This is a genomic window from Peptostreptococcus faecalis (assembly GCF_900240845.1).
Lineage (GTDB): Bacteria > Bacillota > Clostridia > Peptostreptococcales > Peptostreptococcaceae > Peptostreptococcus > Peptostreptococcus faecalis.
Genome location: NZ_OERU01000003.1, coordinates 87,108 through 106,300, shown reverse-complemented (window position 1 = coordinate 106,300; position 19,193 = coordinate 87,108). Strand labels below are relative to the sequence as shown.

Below are 19,193 nucleotides of genomic sequence, written 5' to 3'. Positions count from 1 at the left end.
TTTAGAGGAAATACTAGAGTTGATGCAGGTTGCAGGTTTATTGAAGATTCAATACCTGAATATATGATTTATGATGGAAGAAAAAGTGTCTCTGAATTCATTGGGATAATAGAAAAAGGCATGAGAGCCTCTTTAGAAGATGAGTATTCTGATGAAGAATATGAAAAATACAAAAAAGAAGCTTTAAAAGAAAATGAAGAAAAAAAATTAAAAGAAAAGGAAAAAATAAGGGCTAAAGATAAATATGAAATCTTCGCAAAAGAAAACGGATTTGAATTTATAAAAGAACATTATTTGAAAAATGAAGACTTTAAAAATAAAGTAAGGGAAGTATTAGATGCAGATGGCACTAAGAATTTAACAGGATTAAAATTAGAACGTACTATAGAAATAATCAAATATGCTGTTGAAGAATTAAATATTGGGATAGCATAATAAATCCAATATTTTTTTGCAAAACTAAGGGGGTACCCCCCTTATGTACCTTGCAAAAGGAGAATAAATTGATAAATGAAGAAAAGGTAAAAATGAAAATACTTAGTGAGTTAGATATTAAAAGAATTAGTAAGTACGATTGGGAACATGAATTGGAAATCCTAAAAGAAGAACTCACTTTAAAACAAATTGAAGAAATAATAGAAAAATATTCTTTTGACATTATATTATTAATGCCAAACATAAAGAAGAATCAAGAAAAATTACATTATTATGTGATGGAATTAATTAAAAAAAAGAAAGAAATTATAAAAACAGACAAAAATTTATACATACCAAATAGTTTTTTAGGAGGAATTAATAAAAAAACTCTTAAAAAAAAGAAGACGATATTTGACACATTAAAAGAATGGAGGGAAAAAAATATTTAGTGAAGGTTTAAAAAGTAAATACCCAATAAAGATATTAATGGAAAGAGAATTCCCAGAGACTCAAGCAATATGTTGCATATTTAAAGATTTGACATTGCTCGATGACTATACTATACCGGACTCTTATTTTAAGTCGATAGAGTATAGCATTTTGTGGAGAATAGCGAAACAATTAAAAAAAGAAAATTATAACTCTGCCACCCAATTAGAAGTTAAAGGTAGACTTTCAGAGGAAGAAAGAACTTATTTTCTAGATAATGAAGTGTGGAGAGTTTTATCAAACTATGAAGATATTGCAAATACTCAAAATTTTTTAAATTATATAGATAAGATATGTAAGAATGATATATACCTTACCTTATGTGATATGGGGATGGATCTTTTTAAGGAATATGATTTTGAGGGAACAAAAATAGTTCCATTTGAGTTTTTTAAAAAAATGAGTTCTCAAGAAATTAAGGAATTTTATGAGTATCATGTAAATAATTTTGGAATAGTTGATATAGATAAAGGAATAAAAGAGACTGTAATTGACTTTACAGAAGAATATATAGAAAGTACACTTTCAGGTCAAGAAACAGGAACACACTTTGACATAAGTGGGATAGATATAAATGGGAATGATATAATTGCTTTTCCTAAAACTAGTTATGAGGCTAACGGATTAATAGAAGGTTCATTTTCTGTTTTAGCAGGATACTCAAGTGTAGGAAAATCTATGTTAGTTGTACCACTGACTATGGCTATGGTCTATAGAGGTGAAAAAGTAGTTATATGTTCCAATGAACAGAGTGTTAAACCATTCTTAGATAATTTCTTAATGTGGACTTTACATGAAAAGTTGAAATATAAAAATATAAATAAGAAAAAACTTAAAGAAGGTAGGTCTGCATTAACAGATAAAGATATTGAAATGCTTGAAAAGGCTAGAAAAATTTGGGATGAAGAGTATAAAGGGAAAATACACTTCATAGCTTTACCAACAGCAAAAATGGAATACGTAGAAAAGAAATTCAGAGAATATCATTTAAAACATGGATGTACTTTTTTTATATATGACACATTTAAAATGGATTTCGACAACAAGAGAGAAAGTGCTTGGATAGGATTAATAGAAGACTCTAGAAGATTAGCCGATTTTGCAAATAAATATGAATCTAGCAATGTTAAGGTGTTTGCGACAATGCAGTGTGCTCCACATACAAAAGGTAGATTATTTTTAGATGAAAATGCTTTATCTAATTCAAAACAGGTTAAAGAAGTATGTCAAAACTTATTCTTAATAAGAGATATATATGAAGAAGAAATGCAAGAAGATAATAAAAAATACTATTGCAATCCATATACAGCAAGAAAAGAAGTAAATGAGAAAGGAATAGAGGTTTATAACTCCGACCCATATTACTTAGATCCAAATAAGAATTATAAAGTTCTATTCTTAGACAAATTAAGAGAAGGGAAAAACTCTCACCAGGGTAATTATGCAGTAATTTTAGAAGCTGAGGGAGATAACGGAACATTAAGAGAAGTTTGTCTCTGCAAACCTCAAAGAAAAAATATAAATGCAAATTAAGGAAACATTACTTCAAGATGATAACATAATAAAGGTATTGGAGTTCTACAATTACTTCAATATAAAAAAAGAAGGAAAAGAAATTAGATGTGGATTGAAAGAAAAATCTAACCCTAGAGCGATTGTAATATATTTAGACGAACGTTTAGGTGCGATAGATTTTTCAAGATCCATAAAAGGGGACATATTCACTTTAATAAGTAAACATAAAAACATTAGATTTTCAAACATCATAAGTGACATAAAGAAACTCTTAGATATAAAAGTAGATTTTTTAAAAAAATATAATAATGAGAGTGTATCTAGAGTTTTTGAAGGAATTGTATTCAAGGAAAAAATAGAAATAAATGTATATGATGAAGAAATATTAGAACAGTATTCTAATTATTGGAATACAAAATTTCTAAAAGATGGAATTAGTATAGAAACACAACGAAAATTCGACATAGGCTATGATGAAGAAACAAATAGGATAACTATACCACATAGGACACCAGAAGGAGAGTTATGTGGAATAATTGGGAGGCTAAATAGAAATGGTGAAGAGTATAAAAAATACAAATACTTGCCATTAATCCCTTTTAAAAAGAGCAATATTCTGTACGGATATTCAAATAATTATAATGAATTATATTGTGCTGAAAATATTTATATTGGTGAGGCTGAAAAATTTGTGATGCAATTAGATTCTATGGGATATAATAATGCATTAGCTTTATCCGGGTCTATGATTTCAACGGAACAATGCAAAGAAATAGCGAAACTTACACCAAAAAGTGTGACAATTTGTTTTGATGAAGGTGTTGATGAAGAAGTTATTCTGAGAAATGCTAATAAATTAGCTATGTTTACTGAAAGAATGAATATTAAAATAAAGATAATGATAGATAGAGAAAATTTATATTTAAAGGAAGGTAGTAAAGATTCGCCAACAGATAATGGATTGGAAGTTTGGGAGAAATTAAAAGACAACTGTTGCGAAATTATAAATTAATTATGACAAAAAAAATTACGGTTTATGGCGATTTGGCAAATATAAAAGCTGATATATACGGTTATTGCCAAGCTGAAATAGAAGAAGAAAAATGGGAAAACATGAACACTTCAGAAAAAAGAAATTTTTTAATAGAAAATGCAACGATTGAGTTCGAGGAAGTAAATATAACTCAATTGGGTGGAATTACAAATATAGAAAGAGAGTAGGGACATCATAGAGAGAGAGTTATTTAGTTATAGTAAATTAACGACATTTAAAACTTGTCCTTATGCATATTATCTAACGTATATTAAAGATGCAGAAAGGAAAGATAATGTATATTCATTTATGGGTTCTACGATACATGGATTACTAGAAGAACTTCAACAAGAAAATATTACTAAAGAAGATGCACAAAAAAAATTCTTGGATGCATTAGATAGTACAGAAATATTAGATTATAAGTTTCCTACGCCTAATTCAAAGAAGAACTTTAAAGAATGTAATTTGCTATATTTTAGTAATTACAACAAAATAGATGCCGATGAATTCAAAATAGAAGAATATTTTGAGGTAAAAGTATCTCATGTAATGATGAGAGGATATATAGACCTATATACTATAAATGGCAAATATATAGATATATATGACTACAAGTCATCTTCAAAGTTTTCTAAAAAAGAATTAGAGGAAAAAAAGATACAGTTGATAATCTACGGACTAGCTTTACAGGAAAAATATCCAGAATTAGAAGTTAGAAACCTATATTTCGACATGTGTAAATATACTAAAAATGAAAGAGGAACACTAAAAGAAAGAAATACAGTGGAGAATCAAGATAAAAAAGGATTAGTTAAAGTTAAGTTCAATGAGGAGAATATACAGAAGGCTAAAGATTTTGTAAAGGAAATATATGAGTCCATAAAAGAAAAAGATCCTAGGATAGAAAAAGATTGGAAACCAAACGTTAATATATTTTTCTGTGAGAATCTATGCAGTAATCTAGATATATGTCCAACAGCTAGGGAAAAGATAGGAGCAAAAAAACATTATGGTAGAACTAGGTAAAAACTATTTAATCGATATAGATAGCCACAATTTCATATTGGTTAAAAAGTCTAAAGCTAAACCAAAGAGCAACAACTTCTTTGAAAAGGAAGACCATTATTTTGATGTTTTGGGATATTACAGAACATTAAGTGGATTACTGGATGGGTTGGCAAGACATCATTTAAAAACTAAACCTTCAGCGACAATGGAGGAGTTAGATAAAAAAATAAAAGAAGTAAAGAAATTAATAAAGATAAATCCTGATGTAACTATTAATGAGTTAAAGGAAGATTATGAAACATATAAAGTTGCAATGGCAGATAAGTTCAAAAAAGGAGAATAAAATGCATTTAGTAGGGAAGTACAATACAGCTGAAGTATTTACAGATAACATTGATAACGAGACGATAAAACAAATTATAACACTGTTGAATCAACCTTTTAGCAAAGATGTTAGTATTAAAATAATGCCAGATTGCCATGCTGGTAAAGGGTGTGTTATTGGATTTACAGCTAATTTCAAAGACATAGCTATCCCCAATCTAGTAGGAGTAGACATTGGGTGTGGACTTGCTGTTGCTGAATTAGGGAAGGTTGAAATTGACTTAAAGGAATTAGATGATATTATTAGAAAAAAAATACCTTTTGGAACAAATGTACATTTAAAACCTAAAAGGAAATTTAATAGGATAGAGGATTTAATTTGCAAAGAACACGTAGATATAGGACGTTCAAAGCTATCAATAGGAACATTGGGTGGGGGTAATCATTTCATTGAGGTAAATAAAGACGATGAAGACAATATATACCTAGTGATTCACTCTGGAAGTAGACATATTGGAAATCAAGTTGCTAAATATTATCAAAAAAAAGCAATAGAACATATGCAGAACATAAAGACTAAACAAAGAGAATATGTTTCAAAAAAGATTGAAGAAAATAGTCCTAAATGGGAAGCGTATGAAATAAAAAAGAATATACAGCAACTTAAAGAAAATACATTAAAAACACCTAAAGAGTTATCTTATCTATCTGGGGAAACTGCGTATGATTATTTACATGACATGAAGATATGTCAAGAATATGCAGTTAAAAATAGAGAGACTATGTTAAATACAATTTTAGAAGAACTTAATCTTGTACCTAAAAATATTTGGCAGACCGTACATAACTATATAGACCCAGAGACAAATATGGTGAGAAAAGGTGCTATCTCAGCAAAGAGAAATGAGAAAGTAATCATTCCACTTAACATGAGAGATGGTTCTTTAATCTGTATTGGAAAAGGAAATAATAATTGGAATGAATCAGCACCACATGGTGCAGGCAGAACCCTAAGTAGAACTCAAGCTAAAGAAATCATTAAATTGAGTGATTTTGAAGAATCTATGAGAGGAATATATACAACCTCTGTAAAGGAATCAACTCTAGACGAAGCACCTTTTGCATATAAAAATAAGGAAGAAATAATATCAAATATAGGAGATACAGTTAATATTTTAAAGCATATTAAACCAATATATAACTTTAAAGCATAAGGAGAATGAATGAGGAAATTTGAAATAGTAAAAGATAATAAAAGAAAAAATAAAAACACAAAAATAAGACTTCCTAAGAGAGGGACAAACTATTCAGCTGGCTATGATTTTTGTACACCAGTAGATATAGAAATAGAACCCTATGGCACTTCAGAACTGATATTTACTGACGTAAAGGCCTGCATGAATAAAAACGAGGTTTTATTACTACATATAAGAAGTTCATTGGGAATTAAACAGAACCTAGTGCTTGCAAACACTACAGGTGTTATAGATAGTGATTATTATGAAAATGAAGATAATGATGGAAATATTGGATTTAAGTTGAGAAACTTGTCTGATAAAACTGTGAGGATATCAGCAGGTGAAAGGGTATTCCAAGGTATATTTATGAATTATCTTACAGTTGATGATGAGGAAAATTTAGAGACAGCAAGAACCAGTGGTTTTGGTTCTACTGGGAATTAAGGAGATACAACTGTATAAGAAGAAAGTAGGTGAACTGAATTAAGATACAAATAAATGAAGATGAAATGATTTACCACAATTATCATAAACATACTCATTACTCAAATATGTCAACGATAGACTCTATCACAAAAATAGAAGATTACATAGAAAGAATGATTGAGTTAGGGCATACTCATTATTTTACAACGGAACATGGATATCAAGGTTCACCTTTTAAGACTTTAAATATTATAGAAAAGTATAACAAGGATTTATCAGAAGATAGAAAAATAAAAATGGTAATGGGTTGTGAAGCTTATTTTGTTGAAGATGCTAATGAAAAAGACAGAAGTAATTACCATATAGTTTTAGTCGCATTGAACAACAAAGGAGTTGAACAAATTAACTTCCTTATGACTCAAGCTAATAAGAATGGATTTTACTATAAACCTAGAATAGATTTTAGAATGATAGAAAAAATAATAAATCCAAAAGACGTTGTAGTCACATCAGCGTGTGTTGCAGGTATAGGTGCGTTATGGAACGATAAGTCTGAAGAATTTATAAGGTGGTTTAAGGACTATTTTAAGGAACATTTTTTCTTAGAAATACAAGCACACACCAACGATAAACAAGTTAAACATAATGAGTTCATAAAAACTATGGCTAATAAGTATGGGATAAATTTAATCCATGCTAATGACTCACATTACATTCACCCGGAAGATTTAGAATATAGAGATTTATTTTTGAAGGGCAAAGGAATCTATTATCCAGAGGAAGAAGGATTTATATTAGATTTTCCTAATGTTAAAACTATATTAAATAGATATGAAGAACAAGGTGTTTTTAGTAAAAGTGAAATAATAAAAGCTTTAAAGAATACCTTGATTTTTAATAAATGTGAAGAAATAACAATTTATAATAAAGAAATAAAAATGCCTAAAATTTCTAATAACCCAAATAAAGAATTAAAAACCCTCATGAATGAAACATGGTTAGAAGAAAAGAAAAAATCAGATGTTATTGGTAGAAATAATGAGTATCTAAAAGCTATAAGAGATGAAGTTGAAATAGTAGAGAAAACTAATATGGAAGAATACTTCTTGCTTACAAACAAAATTACAGAACATGCACGTTCTAAATATGGTTGCTATGTAACTAAAACAGGTAGGGGGTCTGCGCCTTCCTTCTATATAAATAAATTATTAAAATTAACTGATATAGATAGACTTAAATCACCCGTTACTCTTTACCCGACTAGATTCATGAGTATAAGTAGAATACTCGATTCTAGATCCTTGCCGGATATAGATATAAATACTTCTAATCAAAGTGCGTTAATTAAAGCAAGTGAAGATATTATAGGAAAAGACAATTGTGGATGGTTGATAGTATATAAAACTCTTCAAATATCAAGTTCTTTTAGATTATATTGTAAATCTAAGGGATACGAACATAACGATTACAATGAGTTCGCAAAATATATTAAAGACCTCGAAAAAAGAGAAGATTGGAAAAAAATAGAGGAAGAAGAAGAAAATCCTGAGTGGGGCGATGCTTTAGTAGATAGTAAAAGATTTGTAGGTGTCATAGAAGGTCTTTCGCCTTCACCTTGTTCAATGATTCTAGGAACTGAACCAATAGATAAACATTTAGGTTATGTTCGGTTAAAAAATGACAAGGAAGGTAATCCTATTTACTGTTGTAATTTAGACGGTGCTGATTGTGATAAATATAAATATTTAAAAAATGATTACTTAGCTGTTACTGTACTAAAGATAATTGAAGATACTTGTAAGTTAGCTGGAATCAATATCCCTACAGTGGAAGAACTGGATAAAATGCTCGATGAGAAGACTTTCAAAATATATGAAAATGGATTAACTTGCACAATAAACCAAGCAGATTCAGATTATGCTACGGAGTTAGTCTCAAGATATAAACCTAAGAATGTATCAGAATTATGTGCATTCGTGGCTGCGATAAGACCAGGGTTTAAATCACTATTAGAGAATTTCATTCAAAGAAAGCCTTATACTACTGGCGTACAAGAATTAGATAACATACTAAAAGACTCATTCCATTATATGATGTATCAAGAATCTATAATGAAGTATTTAATTTGGTTAGGGGTGGATGAAGCAGATTCATATACCATACTTAAAAAAATAAGTAAAAAAACATTAAACGGAACTGAGTTGGAAAAACTAAAAAAGAAACTTCATGAGGGTTGGATAAGAGAAGTTGGTAAAGAAGAAGGATTTGAGGAAACATGGCAAGTAGTTGAGGATTCAGCTAAGTATAGTTTTAACTCATCCCATTCACTTTGCTATGCGTACGACAGTCTATATGGAGCGTATTTAAAATCTCATTATCCTCTAGAATATTATTCAGTAGCTTTAAATATATATGAAGAAGATATTACAAGAACAGCAAAGCTAACAAATGAACTTAAGTATTTTGGAATAAAACTAGAAAAAGCAAAATTCAGATATTCAAAGTCAGAATACTTCTTTGACAGAGAAACCAACACTATATATAAAGGTATTAAAAGCATAAAATATCTAAATCAAAAAAGTGGGGAGTTCTTATATTCGCTTAGAAATAAAGACTTGACCTTCTTCGATCTATTAAGTGAAGTAGAAGGAACTTTAGATAAAAGACAAATGGAAGTTTTAATAAAATTAGACTTCTTTTCAGAATTTGGAAAAATAAAATATTTACTTAGATATTATGAAATATATAAAAAGTATTTTAAGTCAAAACAAATTAAAAAGAATGATTGTGGAATTAAATTATCTATATTGAAGGAATGCTCTACAAAAGAAACGACATCTCTTTTTAAAGAAATAAATAATAAGAAATTAATATCTATGATAATGGAAACTTATCCCAATAAAGATATATCTGATTTAGAGAAGGTTCAAAATGAATTTGAATATACAGGGTTAGTTACCCCCATAGAAAGTTTCGATAAGGCTATTTATATAATAGATGAGGTGGAGAGTTATAAAGTGTCTTTGGTAAATATATCAGATGGGAAAAGAAGTACTTTAAGAACAAATGGAAATATAAAAGGAATTGTTTCAAGAGGGAATAGCAATTTTATAAAAATAAATAGAATTGAAAGAAAACCACGAAATATAAAAATAAATGGTGAGTGGGTTAAGTCTAGAACCGAATATAATTATTGGTTATCTAGTTTTGAATCCGTCTCATAAGAAAGGAATGATTTATTGAAAGAAAATATGCTGAGAGATCTATATGTTACAGAGTTATTGGAAAATGGTTTTAACATGTTGGAAAGTAATCCTTTAACACTTCACAAGGAACTAAGTGAAGGAGAAACTATAAGTATAACTATTGAAGAGTTTTCAATAACTAAAAATAGAAAGACTGTAAAGAAGTTATCACATGGTGAAAAAATAATACTAAGAACGGAAAAAAGAGATATAAGAGATTCTTATGTGTTAATAAAACCATACAATGGACATGAATTATTTTATGCTAAGAATATAAGTTGTATCCAATTGAAAAAGAACGATAAGGTAGTATGCCAAAGTTTCGATGAAAAAATATTAGGAAAAGTAAAGAAAGTTTTTGACTTTCCTAATATAGAATATCAAGGAAATATAATTATAGGGAAAGACGAGGCTGAATATTCAGAATCTCAACCTAAAATAAAAATTTGGGATATACCGAAAGAATATAAGTGGATAGCAAAAGACCAGGATGGAAGATTATATCTATATAAGACAAAACCTTATAAAGATACTTATTTTTCTGTTTGGAGAACTAAAGAAGATTTAGGCAAAGAATTTGGAATTAAGGATAAAGTGTTTAGTTCAGTGAAGTGGTCTAATGAGTATCCCACATTAATAGAAAGAATAGGTGGTTAATTGACAATAGAAGTAGAAAAAAAGAATGGAATATTAGAAGACTTCGATATAGACAAAGTATATAATGCGGTCAGAAAATCAGCGAACAGAGTTTTGGTAGATTTAAAAGATGAAGATTTAATTAATATTTATGAGGCTGTAAAAAAATATATTGATGAAAAAAATAAAGAAATAGTTTCTGTCTTAGATATGCATAGAATTGTAGAAAAGGCCTTAGATGACGTGAATCCAGATGTTGCAAAGTCTTACAAGGATTATCGTAATTATAAGACTGATTTTGTAGCAATGCTTGATGATGTCTACAAGGAAGCACAGAAGATAATGTATATAGGCGACAAAGAAAATAGCAATGCAGATTCAACGCTTGTATCAACAAAGAGAAGCTTGATTTATGGTGAATTAAATAAAGAATTATATAAAAGATTCTTCTTATCCATACCAGAATTAGAAGCTATAAAGGATGGATATATCTATATCCATGATATGAATGCTCGAAGAGACTGTTTAAATTGTTGTTTATTAGATGTAGAAAAAATATTATCTGATGGATTTGAAATGGGTAACATTTGGTATAATGAACCAAAAACTATAGATACAGCATTTGACGTATTGGGGGATATAATAACAAGTGCGTCTAGTCAACAATACGGTGGGCTCACAGTCCCAGAAATAGACAAAGTACTACATAAGTATGTTATAAAGTCTTATAATAAGTATTCAAAAGAATATGATGAAGTTAATAAGGCTACTTGTGAATCGTTAAATATGGAAATAGATTCTCTTTTGCAAAGTGAAAGATATAAGAAAAAAAGAGACAGATATACTATGAGAAAAGTGCAAAGAGATTTAGAACAAGGATTCCAAGGCTTAGAATACAAGTTAAACACTGTTGGTAGTAGCAGGGGAGACTACCCCTTTACTTCGATTACATTTGGATTACAAGACGATACTTTTGGAAAAATGATATCGGAGGCATGTTTAAAGGTAAGAAAAGAAGGGCAGGGGAAAAAGGGTTATAAAAAACCAGTTTTATTCCCCAAATTAATATTTTTATATGATGAAGAATTACATGGTGAGGGCAAGGAATCAGAAGATATATTCGACTTGGCTATAGACTGTTCCTCAGTTGCTATGTATCCAGACTTTTTAAGTTTAACTGGCGAAGGCTATGTATCAGATATGTATAAAAAATACGGAAAAGCAGTTAGCCCAATGGGATGTAGAGCCTTTCTTTCTCCTTGGTATCAAGAAGGTGGAATAGAACCTTTAAATAATGAAGATGAACCTATTTTTATAGGTAGAGCAAATTTAGGGGCAATATCTTTAAATTTACCTATGATTTTAGCTAAATCAAAGCAAGAGAATAAAAACTTTTATGATGTTTTAGATTATTATTTAGAACTAATAAGAGGAATACATATTAGAACTTTTAACTATTTAGGTGAAATGAAAGCTAAAACAAACCCTTTAGGTTTTTGTGAAGGAGGATTCTATGGTGGAAACTTAGACCCAGAGGAAAAAATTAAATCTGTAATAAAATCTTTCACTTTGAGTTTCGGAATAACAGCGTTAAATGAGTTGCAACAACTTTATAATCAGAAATCCTTAGTTGAAGATGGTAATTTTGCATTGGAAGTCATGAGTTATATTAATAGAAAGGCCCAAAAATTCAAAGAAGAAGATGGCTTATTGTACGCCCTATACGGTACTCCTGCCGAATCATTAACTATGAAACAAGTTCAACAATTTAGAAAGAAATATGGAATAGTAGAGAATGTTTCCGATAAGGAATACGTTTCAAATTCATTTCACTGCCATGTATCTGAGAATATAAGCCCTATAGAAAAACAGGATTATGAGAAAAGATTTTGGGATTTGTGTAATGGTGGAAAAATACAATACTGTAAATACCCAATATCATATAATAAAAAAGCAATTAAAGACCTAGTTAGAAGAGCAATGGACTTAGGTTTTTATGAAGGGATAAATCTCTCTCTTTCTTATTGCGAAGAATGTGGGCATGAAGAACTAAACATGGATACTTGTCCAAAGTGTGGAAGCAGAAATCTAACAAAGATAGATAGGATGAATGGTTATCTATCTTATAGTAGAGTAAAAGGTGACACAAGATTAAATGCTGGTAAAATGGCAGAAATAAAAGACAGAATAAGCATGTAAGAGGTGATAAATTGAATTATCATAACATAACAACGGATGACATGCTAAACGGAGAAGGATTAAGAACTGTATTATGGGTAGCTGGATGTTCTCATGGTTGTCCATCTTGCCATAACAAGGAAACTTGGGATACAAATAGTGGAATAGAGTTTGATGCTAATGCAATGGTTGAACTTATGTATAAGGTGAAGAAATCTTATATATCTGGCTTAACATTAAGTGGGGGAGATCCATTTCACCTAGGAAATAGAAAAGAAGTTTCAGAGATAATTAAGTTCTTCAAAGAAACTAATCCTAACAAAACGATATGGGTATATACTGGATACAGATATGAGGAATTAATGAGGACACCTGATTTGTTAAAGTATATAGACGTATTGGTAGACGGAAAGTTTGAACAAGAAAAAGCAGATTTGAATTATAAATATGCTGGTTCTACAAATCAAAGGGTAATTGATGTTCAAAAAAGTTTAAAAGAAAATAAAATAATTTTATATGGAGAAAAAAATGAATTATATAAGTAGGATGAGAAGAGAATTAAAAGAATTAGACGAAAGAATGGTAAAAATAACCGAGATATTGTTAGAAGAAGATAGTGAATTAGATGATACCGACAAGTTATTACTTACATTACAGCATGATGCAATGATGCCATACTTTAATATATTGAATCTTAGATATGAAATGGTTAAAAGTAAAGAACAAAATCGTGGAGTGAAAAATAATGGATAAAAATAATAAAAAAGATAAGTTAGAGTTAAAATTAATAGAATTTGCGATGGAATACTACAATTTAGAGGAAGAACAAATATTTGAGGCCTATCTTAGTAATGAAAATTGTAGTAGATATTTTAAGATAAAAGATGGGGATTTAGAGTGTTTTTATGAGAACGAACATATTTATGGAGCTTGGGTGAAATACAAGAAGTCCATATTAGGTATTATGAGGAATATAATCCCTCTAGAGATACCGAAATTCAAAGTAGGTGACAAAGTGTATTTTGAAGAAGGTATAGGAGAAATAGAATCATTGATTTATAATGATATTGGAGTATTTCAAGGTTATAATATAACAAATTCAGAGGAACTTTACAGTAAGTTTTTCTATAACATTAAGTACGAAGAAGAGAATGAAACATTAAAAAGATGCAATTTGGAACAATTGAGTTGGGTGGATAAAATGGCGGATTCATATAATTATTTATATGTAGGTGATTCAGGAAATTTATTGTCTACAAGTGCAAGGGGGAAAAGGTATATACATTATACAGATGCATTTTCTTGTTCACATATAGCCCATTATTTTAAAAATTTAGATTTAGAAAAAGAACCTTTAAAGCTTATGAAAATTAACAATATATGTAGGTGGAGACACAAACAATAAAACCACGATTTTAATACAGAATGGAGTGATTTTGACATAAAAAAAGATAATAAAAAACAAAAAAACATAATAAAAGAAGAAATAAATCACCCTGCCAGATATAATAGAGGTGATATAGAGTGTATAGACGCTATGGAATATATCTGTAGTGACTTCACATCCAAAGAATCGGTATCTTTATCTAATGCAATTAAGTATATATGGAGATGTAATGATAAGGGTGGATATCAAGATCTAGATAAGGCGATATGGTATTTAAAAAGATTTAAAGATAAAAAAGAAGAAAAAGTATTGACATAACAATTAAATTATAGTATCATGAAAGGGTAGTAGAAAAACAAAATATGTTGTGCGAAAGCATAAACAAAGGGATTTCTATGCCCTTTTATGTTAGCATAAATTTTATGTTAAGTCAATTATAAGGAGGAAAATTTGAGAATTATAGAATTATTTGGTGGAATTGGTGCATTTACAAAAGCATTAAATAGACTTGAGATAGAGCATGAAGTCTTGGATTATGTAGAAATAGATAAATATGCTGTAGCATCATACAATGCATTAAATGGAACTTCATTTGAACCACAAGACATAACACAATGGGACAAGAATTTTGATAATGTGGACGTTATAATACATGGAAGTCCATGCCAGGATTATAGCATAGCTGGTAGCAACAAAGGTGGTGACAAAGGAAGTGGGACACGTTCAAGCCTTATGCATGAAAGTGTGAGGATTATAGAGAAAATAAGACCTAAAGTTGTTGTTTGGGAAAACGTAAAAAATGTTATTTCTAAAAGACATAAACATAACTTTGATAACTACATAGAATCCTTAGAAAATTTAGGATACACAAGTAACTATGAAGTTCTGTCAGCAACAGATTATGGAATACCTCAAAGTAGAGAACGAATTTTTGTGATAAGTTTTTTAGGTGAAGAAAAATATCAATTCCCTAAAAAGAAACCATTGGAATTAACATTGTATGATTTACTAGATGAAGAAGTTGATGAAAAATTTTATTTAACTCAAGAACAAGTTGATAAAATACTTTATTCTACATATAGTTCCAATAGGGCTAGAATGTCGACAGAAGTAGTAGGGACTCTATGTGCAAGAGATTATAAAGGCCCAAAATGTGTAGCAGACTTTAGATATGATGAGGGGTTAAGAGTAAGAAAAAACAATATATGTCCCACTTTAGTCACAAAAAACCAATTAACAAAAAGTGTATCTAGTGGGCCTTTGTACATAAAAAATGCTACAAAGAAGGGATACCAAGTTGCAAACGTAGGTGATAGTGTGAATTTAGCTTATCCAGACAGCAAGACTAGACGTGGAAGAGTAGGTGAACAAAAGTCTCAAACATTAACTACCCAACCATCAATAGGGGTTGTAGATAGTAAAACACATATTAGAAAGTTAACCCCATGTGAATACTGGAAATTAATGGGGTTTGATGTAGAAGATTTTAAAAAAGCAGAAAAAGTAAATAGTAATTCACAACTGTACAAGCAAGCTGGTAACAGCATAGTTGTAAATGTGCTAGAAGAAATTATAAAAGAGATTCCAGAGTCTATGTTAAACATTGTCTATAAATGTGAAAAAATAGCAGTTTAAATAGCAGTGACATAACATAATTTAAAAGTTAAAAAAATAAAAAGAGAATGGAGAATTAATTTGAGTTTTAAGAAGAGAATGGCGCTAAGCCTAGCGACCACAATACTACTAGTAGGAACGATCAATCCGATTTTTGCTAATGATATCGAAAATAATATTGAGGAATATGATTCCATGGCAATTGAAGAACAACTAATAGAGATGGAAGAACCAGAGTTAGAGCTTGAAACATATACAAAATTAGAAGAGACTAAGACAGCTAAGAAGAAAAGAGTGGGTGGTTACAGTCAGAATGATGTTAGAGTAATATCTTGTTTGTCTCAAGATGAGATTAAACAGCTTCTCCCAGCTAGAATGAAAGAACTTGCACCAACCCTATATCAAATAGAACATAGTGAAAAACCTATAAACGCATTATTCCTAATATCGGTAATAAGATTAGAAAGCTGGAACGGATCAAGCTATCTATATAGGGTTAAAAATAATGTGGGAGGAATCAAAGGAGCATATCTCACAACGGACAAGAATGGAAAAACAAGAAAAACATATGGATATTTGGGATTTTCTGATAAAAAACAATCATTATTATATATGCAAGATTTTTTGAGTAAAGGATACATATATACAGGTAACACAAAAAAGGACAGAATATCAGTTTCTAAAATAGGTTCAAAATATTGTGTAGGCGGTAACTGGGCTGCAAAAGTCAACAGAATAGCAAAAGATACAATGTATAGAATAAATGAATTAAATTAAAATATAAGGAGAATTAAAATGCAGAATTTAGCACTTTGTAATTATGATTTTGAAGGAAAGGCACTTGAGGCAAAACAATTAATAGATGAACTTTTAGAAGGTTCTTTTTGTGAGATTAGCATAGAAAAGGGCGACTTGAACTATATTAAGAAGAAAGAACATGACTTAGATATAGATTACATATTAAAGGTAACAAAACTACTAAGAGAACTATCGAAAGAATTATACTCTGTGGGTGTAGAAAAGATGTTCTATGGTGGTGAACTTTTCAATAGGAATGTATTCAATTGTGTTCTAAACCAAATAAATCAAGAGACTGAAGAGTGTTTTAATTCTCCATTATATGATATAGCAGAAGTTGTTATAAATAAAAAATATTATGGGATAATGGAAGATTACTATAATATAAAAATAGAAGAGAACGAAGAATGTTTATTAACAATAGCTAGAGATATGGAAAATGAAATAGCTTATACATACGCATACAAAGGAGATAAATAATGCATAAAGATACATTAATATTTGAAGAACTAACAAAATTAAAAGATATAAAAAGTGTTAATGATAAACAAGCATACATTAAAGAGTTATCGGATAAAGAATCACCAACCATAGAAGTTGTTAAGTTTCTTCTAGATCCAGCAATAACTACTGGAATAGATAGGAAAAAAATAGGAAAAAGAATTAAATATGATGAACATCCAAATATGTGTCTAATGGACTTATTGGAGTATTTAAAGAAAAATAATACAGGAAGAAAAGAAGATTTAGCTATAGTAAAGTCATTTCTATATTTATACCCAGAACAGTATAGAGAAACTATAATAGGGTTAATAACTAAGACTTTGAAGATAGGCCTTACTGCAAAAACCTTAAATAAAGTAATCCCTGAGTCTATCACCATACTAGAGTTTATGAGAGCTAAAGGGTACATGGAAAGGGTTGAGAAGGGATTCTTTGATTATGATAAGGAATACGTTGTTTCTGAAAAAATAGATGGTGTGAGATGTGCCATAATTAAAGATAAAGATGGCAATGTATCAATGTTCTCAAGACAAGGAAAAGAAATATTTGGGTTGGATGAATTAAAAGAAATATTTAAATCAGACAAAGTTCCTAGTGCTGTTTATGACGGTGAACTGCTTCATATGGGAGTTTTTGATACTGAAGAAGAAAGATTTCAAAAAACTTGTTCTGTTATAAATTTAAAATTATCTGATAAAAAAGATATTTCATTTATAGCTTTTGATAAAGTGGATGTAGAAGACTTCTTTGAAGGTTATTCAGATGCTCCATATATAGATAGACATAATGACTTAATAAACACATTAAGTACACTTGATAGCAATATAGTCTTCACAACAGAGGATATGGACTTCTATAGGGTTGGGAAAGTCAGTCACTTTCAGCTAATGGAAATGCTTGAGGAATGTGATGACATGGGGAAAGAAGGAATAATGATAAACCTTGCTGATGCCCCTTATAAAGGAATGAGAACAGATGCTATATTGAAACTAAAGAAGGATTTAATTGCTGATGTTAGGATAGTTGACTTTATAGAAGGTAATGGAAAGAATAAAGGGGTACTAGGTTCGTTAGTAGTTGAGTTTAGATATGACGGCATTCCTAATAGATGTAATGTGGGTTCTGGATTTACAGAAGATGAAAGATATGATATTTGGAATAATAAAGAATATTATTTAAATAAAATTATAGAAGTTAAATACCAAAAAATAACACAGAATGAGTCGGGACTAGGCTATGCCTTAGGATTTGCAAGCTACAACCATAGAATAAGGGATGATAAAAATGAAACAAATGTCTAATGGTTATGACATCTTAGCTGTCATATTACTCATGCCATTATGGATAGTAGTAGCAGTACCATTATTATGTATAGGAACGATGATATTTATAGCAATGCTAATTATAGAGGTGTTTCTATGCATAATAGAAGGAATAAGAAAATTAATAAATAAAATTTAAGGAGAATTAAAAATGAAAAAAGAATTAATTAAAGAAATAATATTATCAGAGTTGAGAAAGTCAGAAATAGATTTATATGTATTGTTAACTAAAACGCATGATAATAAAGTTAGATCTACAACGATATATGTAGATCTATTAAATCAAGAAATGGAAAAAATGGGATATAAGTATTCTAAGCAGTACATTATAGATAAATTAATATTATTAAATGAGACTAAAGCCACATATACTATTTCTAAAGGTATTGAGAGGTCAGAAATCACAGGTTCATTGGTTGAATTAGAGATAGATAAAGGGGAACAGAATGTCACAATATATAGAGTGTAGCAATAAAATCGTCCTTTTATTATGTGAAAATTAAAAAAATAGAGATAAAATGGAGAAAATACAAATGGAATTAAACAAAAGAATTAAATTTACACTTGAAGTGAAAAATCCTGAAGTAATTATAGATATAATTAGAAAAGAATTTGGATTAAACCCAAGGCCAATGTATAAAATTGGTGACAAGATTGTGGAAGGTAAATTTATATATGAGATTGAAGATATACAGTTTCTTGATTATTACGATGACGAAATAACGATTGTATATCATACAGTAGACAGAGTATACAATCAATATGAACAATGTATTGATGAAGACGACGTAGACCACGTGGCTACCAAGACAGTTCAAAAGTGTAGTGATGAAGAGTTAAAAGCAATGAAGTATATTGATGAAGAATGTAACTGGATTTCTAAAGACGAAAACGGAAGGGTATATGGTGAAAAAGAAGTGCCAATAAAACTTAAAGAATGGGGATATTGGAAGTCTATAGATGCAAAAAAATTAGAAGGGCTTAAGTGTAAATTTCCTTCAATAAAATGGGAAGATGAAGAACCAACCAAAATAGTGCGATTGGAGAATATATAAT

General features: G+C 29.6%; 23 protein-coding genes. All 23 read left to right on the top strand.

Annotated features, from left to right (window positions below; genetic code table 11):
* The coding region (locus tag C0982_RS10560; RefSeq protein ID WP_180946905.1) for a hypothetical protein at nucleotides 1-435 on the top strand (435 nt) is incomplete at its 5' end.
* 68 nt (nucleotides 436-503) lie between these two features.
* On the top strand, nucleotides 504-866 hold the full coding sequence (locus C0982_RS07245; protein ID WP_101773565.1) for a hypothetical protein: 363 nt from the start codon (nucleotides 504-506) through the stop codon (nucleotides 864-866).
* Nucleotides 867-903: 37 nt separating this feature from the next.
* On the top strand, nucleotides 904-2,439 hold the full coding sequence (locus C0982_RS07240; protein WP_101773564.1) for a DnaB-like helicase C-terminal domain-containing protein: 1,536 nt from the start codon (nucleotides 904-906) through the stop codon (nucleotides 2,437-2,439).
* Nucleotides 2,429-3,433, top strand: a complete 1,005-nt coding sequence (locus C0982_RS07235) for a hypothetical protein (protein WP_101773563.1) — start codon at nucleotides 2,429-2,431, stop codon at nucleotides 3,431-3,433. Before C0982_RS07240 ends, C0982_RS07235 begins: the two co-directional genes overlap by 11 nt.
* A 2-nt stretch (nucleotides 3,434-3,435) precedes the next feature.
* A complete protein-coding gene (locus C0982_RS07230) occupies nucleotides 3,436-3,642 on the top strand; it encodes a hypothetical protein (RefSeq protein WP_145994511.1) in 207 nt (68 codons plus the stop codon).
* Nucleotides 3,643-3,646: 4 nt separating this feature from the next.
* Entirely contained in the window at nucleotides 3,647-4,483 is an 837-nt protein-coding gene (locus C0982_RS07225) for a PD-(D/E)XK nuclease family protein (protein WP_101773561.1), read from the top strand.
* On the top strand, nucleotides 4,467-4,808 hold the full coding sequence (locus tag C0982_RS07220) for a hypothetical protein (protein WP_101773560.1): 342 nt from the start codon (nucleotides 4,467-4,469) through the stop codon (nucleotides 4,806-4,808). The genes C0982_RS07225 and C0982_RS07220 overlap by 17 nt, the downstream gene beginning before the upstream one ends.
* Before the next feature lies 1 nt (nucleotide 4,809).
* On the top strand, nucleotides 4,810-6,003 hold the full coding sequence (locus C0982_RS07215; protein WP_101773559.1) for an RtcB family protein: 1,194 nt from the start codon (nucleotides 4,810-4,812) through the stop codon (nucleotides 6,001-6,003).
* Nucleotides 6,004-6,012: 9 nt separating this feature from the next.
* Nucleotides 6,013-6,471 carry a dCTP deaminase/dUTPase family protein gene (locus C0982_RS07210; protein ID WP_101773558.1) on the top strand — a complete coding sequence of 153 codons (459 nt, stop codon included), beginning with the start codon at nucleotides 6,013-6,015 and terminating at the stop codon, nucleotides 6,469-6,471.
* 65 nt (nucleotides 6,472-6,536) lie between these two features.
* Nucleotides 6,537-9,677, top strand: coding sequence for a PHP domain-containing protein (locus C0982_RS07205; protein ID WP_101773557.1), 3,141 nt, complete (start codon nucleotides 6,537-6,539; stop codon nucleotides 9,675-9,677).
* A 27-nt stretch (nucleotides 9,678-9,704) separates the two neighbouring features.
* Nucleotides 9,705-10,355: a hypothetical protein gene (locus C0982_RS07200; protein WP_145994510.1), complete on the top strand. Its 651-nt coding sequence runs from the start codon at nucleotides 9,705-9,707 to the stop codon at nucleotides 10,353-10,355.
* A complete protein-coding gene (gene nrdD, locus C0982_RS07195) occupies nucleotides 10,356-12,533 on the top strand; it encodes an anaerobic ribonucleoside-triphosphate reductase (RefSeq protein WP_330399813.1) in 2,178 nt (725 codons plus the stop codon).
* 11 nt (nucleotides 12,534-12,544) lie between these two features.
* Nucleotides 12,545-13,057, top strand: a complete 513-nt coding sequence (gene nrdG / locus C0982_RS07190; RefSeq protein ID WP_101773555.1) for an anaerobic ribonucleoside-triphosphate reductase activating protein — start codon at nucleotides 12,545-12,547, stop codon at nucleotides 13,055-13,057.
* Entirely contained in the window at nucleotides 13,041-13,265 is a 225-nt protein-coding gene (locus C0982_RS07185; RefSeq protein WP_101773554.1) for a crAss001_48 related protein, read from the top strand. Before nrdG ends, C0982_RS07185 begins: the two co-directional genes overlap by 17 nt.
* The gene (locus tag C0982_RS07180; protein WP_101773553.1) at nucleotides 13,258-13,917 is read left to right on the top strand and encodes a hypothetical protein; all 660 of its coding nucleotides are present in this window, start codon (nucleotides 13,258-13,260) and stop codon (nucleotides 13,915-13,917) included. Before C0982_RS07185 ends, C0982_RS07180 begins: the two co-directional genes overlap by 8 nt.
* A gap of 36 nt (nucleotides 13,918-13,953) precedes the next feature.
* Complete coding sequence (locus C0982_RS10685; protein ID WP_207653241.1) at nucleotides 13,954-14,217, top strand: DUF3310 domain-containing protein; 264 nt, start codon at nucleotides 13,954-13,956, stop codon at nucleotides 14,215-14,217.
* A gap of 132 nt (nucleotides 14,218-14,349) precedes the next feature.
* The gene (gene dcm, locus C0982_RS07170; protein ID WP_101773551.1) at nucleotides 14,350-15,534 is read left to right on the top strand and encodes a DNA (cytosine-5-)-methyltransferase; all 1,185 of its coding nucleotides are present in this window, start codon (nucleotides 14,350-14,352) and stop codon (nucleotides 15,532-15,534) included.
* Between the two features lie 60 nt (nucleotides 15,535-15,594).
* On the top strand, nucleotides 15,595-16,290 hold the full coding sequence (locus C0982_RS07165) for a glucosaminidase domain-containing protein (protein WP_101773550.1): 696 nt from the start codon (nucleotides 15,595-15,597) through the stop codon (nucleotides 16,288-16,290).
* Between the two features lie 18 nt (nucleotides 16,291-16,308).
* A complete protein-coding gene (locus C0982_RS07160) occupies nucleotides 16,309-16,791 on the top strand; it encodes a hypothetical protein (RefSeq protein WP_101773549.1) in 483 nt (160 codons plus the stop codon).
* Complete coding sequence (locus C0982_RS07155; RefSeq protein WP_101773548.1) at nucleotides 16,791-18,116, top strand: ATP-dependent DNA ligase; 1,326 nt, start codon at nucleotides 16,791-16,793, stop codon at nucleotides 18,114-18,116. Before C0982_RS07160 ends, C0982_RS07155 begins: the two co-directional genes overlap by 1 nt.
* The gene (locus tag C0982_RS10555; RefSeq protein ID WP_180946904.1) at nucleotides 18,100-18,276 is read left to right on the top strand and encodes a hypothetical protein; all 177 of its coding nucleotides are present in this window, start codon (nucleotides 18,100-18,102) and stop codon (nucleotides 18,274-18,276) included. Before C0982_RS07155 ends, C0982_RS10555 begins: the two co-directional genes overlap by 17 nt.
* A gap of 12 nt (nucleotides 18,277-18,288) precedes the next feature.
* Nucleotides 18,289-18,606, top strand: coding sequence for a hypothetical protein (locus C0982_RS07150; protein WP_101773547.1), 318 nt, complete (start codon nucleotides 18,289-18,291; stop codon nucleotides 18,604-18,606).
* Nucleotides 18,607-18,670: 64 nt separating this feature from the next.
* Complete coding sequence (locus C0982_RS07145; RefSeq protein ID WP_101773546.1) at nucleotides 18,671-19,192, top strand: hypothetical protein; 522 nt, start codon at nucleotides 18,671-18,673, stop codon at nucleotides 19,190-19,192.
* Nucleotide 19,193: the final 1 nt, after the last annotated feature.

Coding starts and splice junctions, on each gene's coding strand:
- C0982_RS07240 (WP_101773564.1), top strand. CDS start 904: ATGGAAAGAGAATTCCCAGAGACTCAAGCAATATGTTGCATATTTAAA.
- C0982_RS07235 (WP_101773563.1), top strand. CDS start 2,429: ATGCAAATTAAGGAAACATTACTTCAAGATGATAACATAATAAAGGTA.
- C0982_RS07230 (WP_145994511.1), top strand. CDS start 3,436: ATGACAAAAAAAATTACGGTTTATGGCGATTTGGCAAATATAAAAGCT.
- C0982_RS07220 (WP_101773560.1), top strand. CDS start 4,467: ATGGTAGAACTAGGTAAAAACTATTTAATCGATATAGATAGCCACAAT.
- C0982_RS07215 (WP_101773559.1), top strand. CDS start 4,810: ATGCATTTAGTAGGGAAGTACAATACAGCTGAAGTATTTACAGATAAC.
- C0982_RS07210 (WP_101773558.1), top strand. CDS start 6,013: ATGAGGAAATTTGAAATAGTAAAAGATAATAAAAGAAAAAATAAAAAC.
- C0982_RS07205 (WP_101773557.1), top strand. CDS start 6,537: ATGATTTACCACAATTATCATAAACATACTCATTACTCAAATATGTCA.
- C0982_RS07200 (WP_145994510.1), top strand. CDS start 9,705: ATGCTGAGAGATCTATATGTTACAGAGTTATTGGAAAATGGTTTTAAC.
- C0982_RS07185 (WP_101773554.1), top strand. CDS start 13,041: ATGAATTATATAAGTAGGATGAGAAGAGAATTAAAAGAATTAGACGAA.
- C0982_RS07180 (WP_101773553.1), top strand. CDS start 13,258: ATGGATAAAAATAATAAAAAAGATAAGTTAGAGTTAAAATTAATAGAA.
- C0982_RS07160 (WP_101773549.1), top strand. CDS start 16,309: ATGCAGAATTTAGCACTTTGTAATTATGATTTTGAAGGAAAGGCACTT.
- C0982_RS07155 (WP_101773548.1), top strand. CDS start 16,791: ATGCATAAAGATACATTAATATTTGAAGAACTAACAAAATTAAAAGAT.
- C0982_RS10555 (WP_180946904.1), top strand. CDS start 18,100: ATGAAACAAATGTCTAATGGTTATGACATCTTAGCTGTCATATTACTC.
- C0982_RS07150 (WP_101773547.1), top strand. CDS start 18,289: ATGAAAAAAGAATTAATTAAAGAAATAATATTATCAGAGTTGAGAAAG.
- C0982_RS07145 (WP_101773546.1), top strand. CDS start 18,671: ATGGAATTAAACAAAAGAATTAAATTTACACTTGAAGTGAAAAATCCT.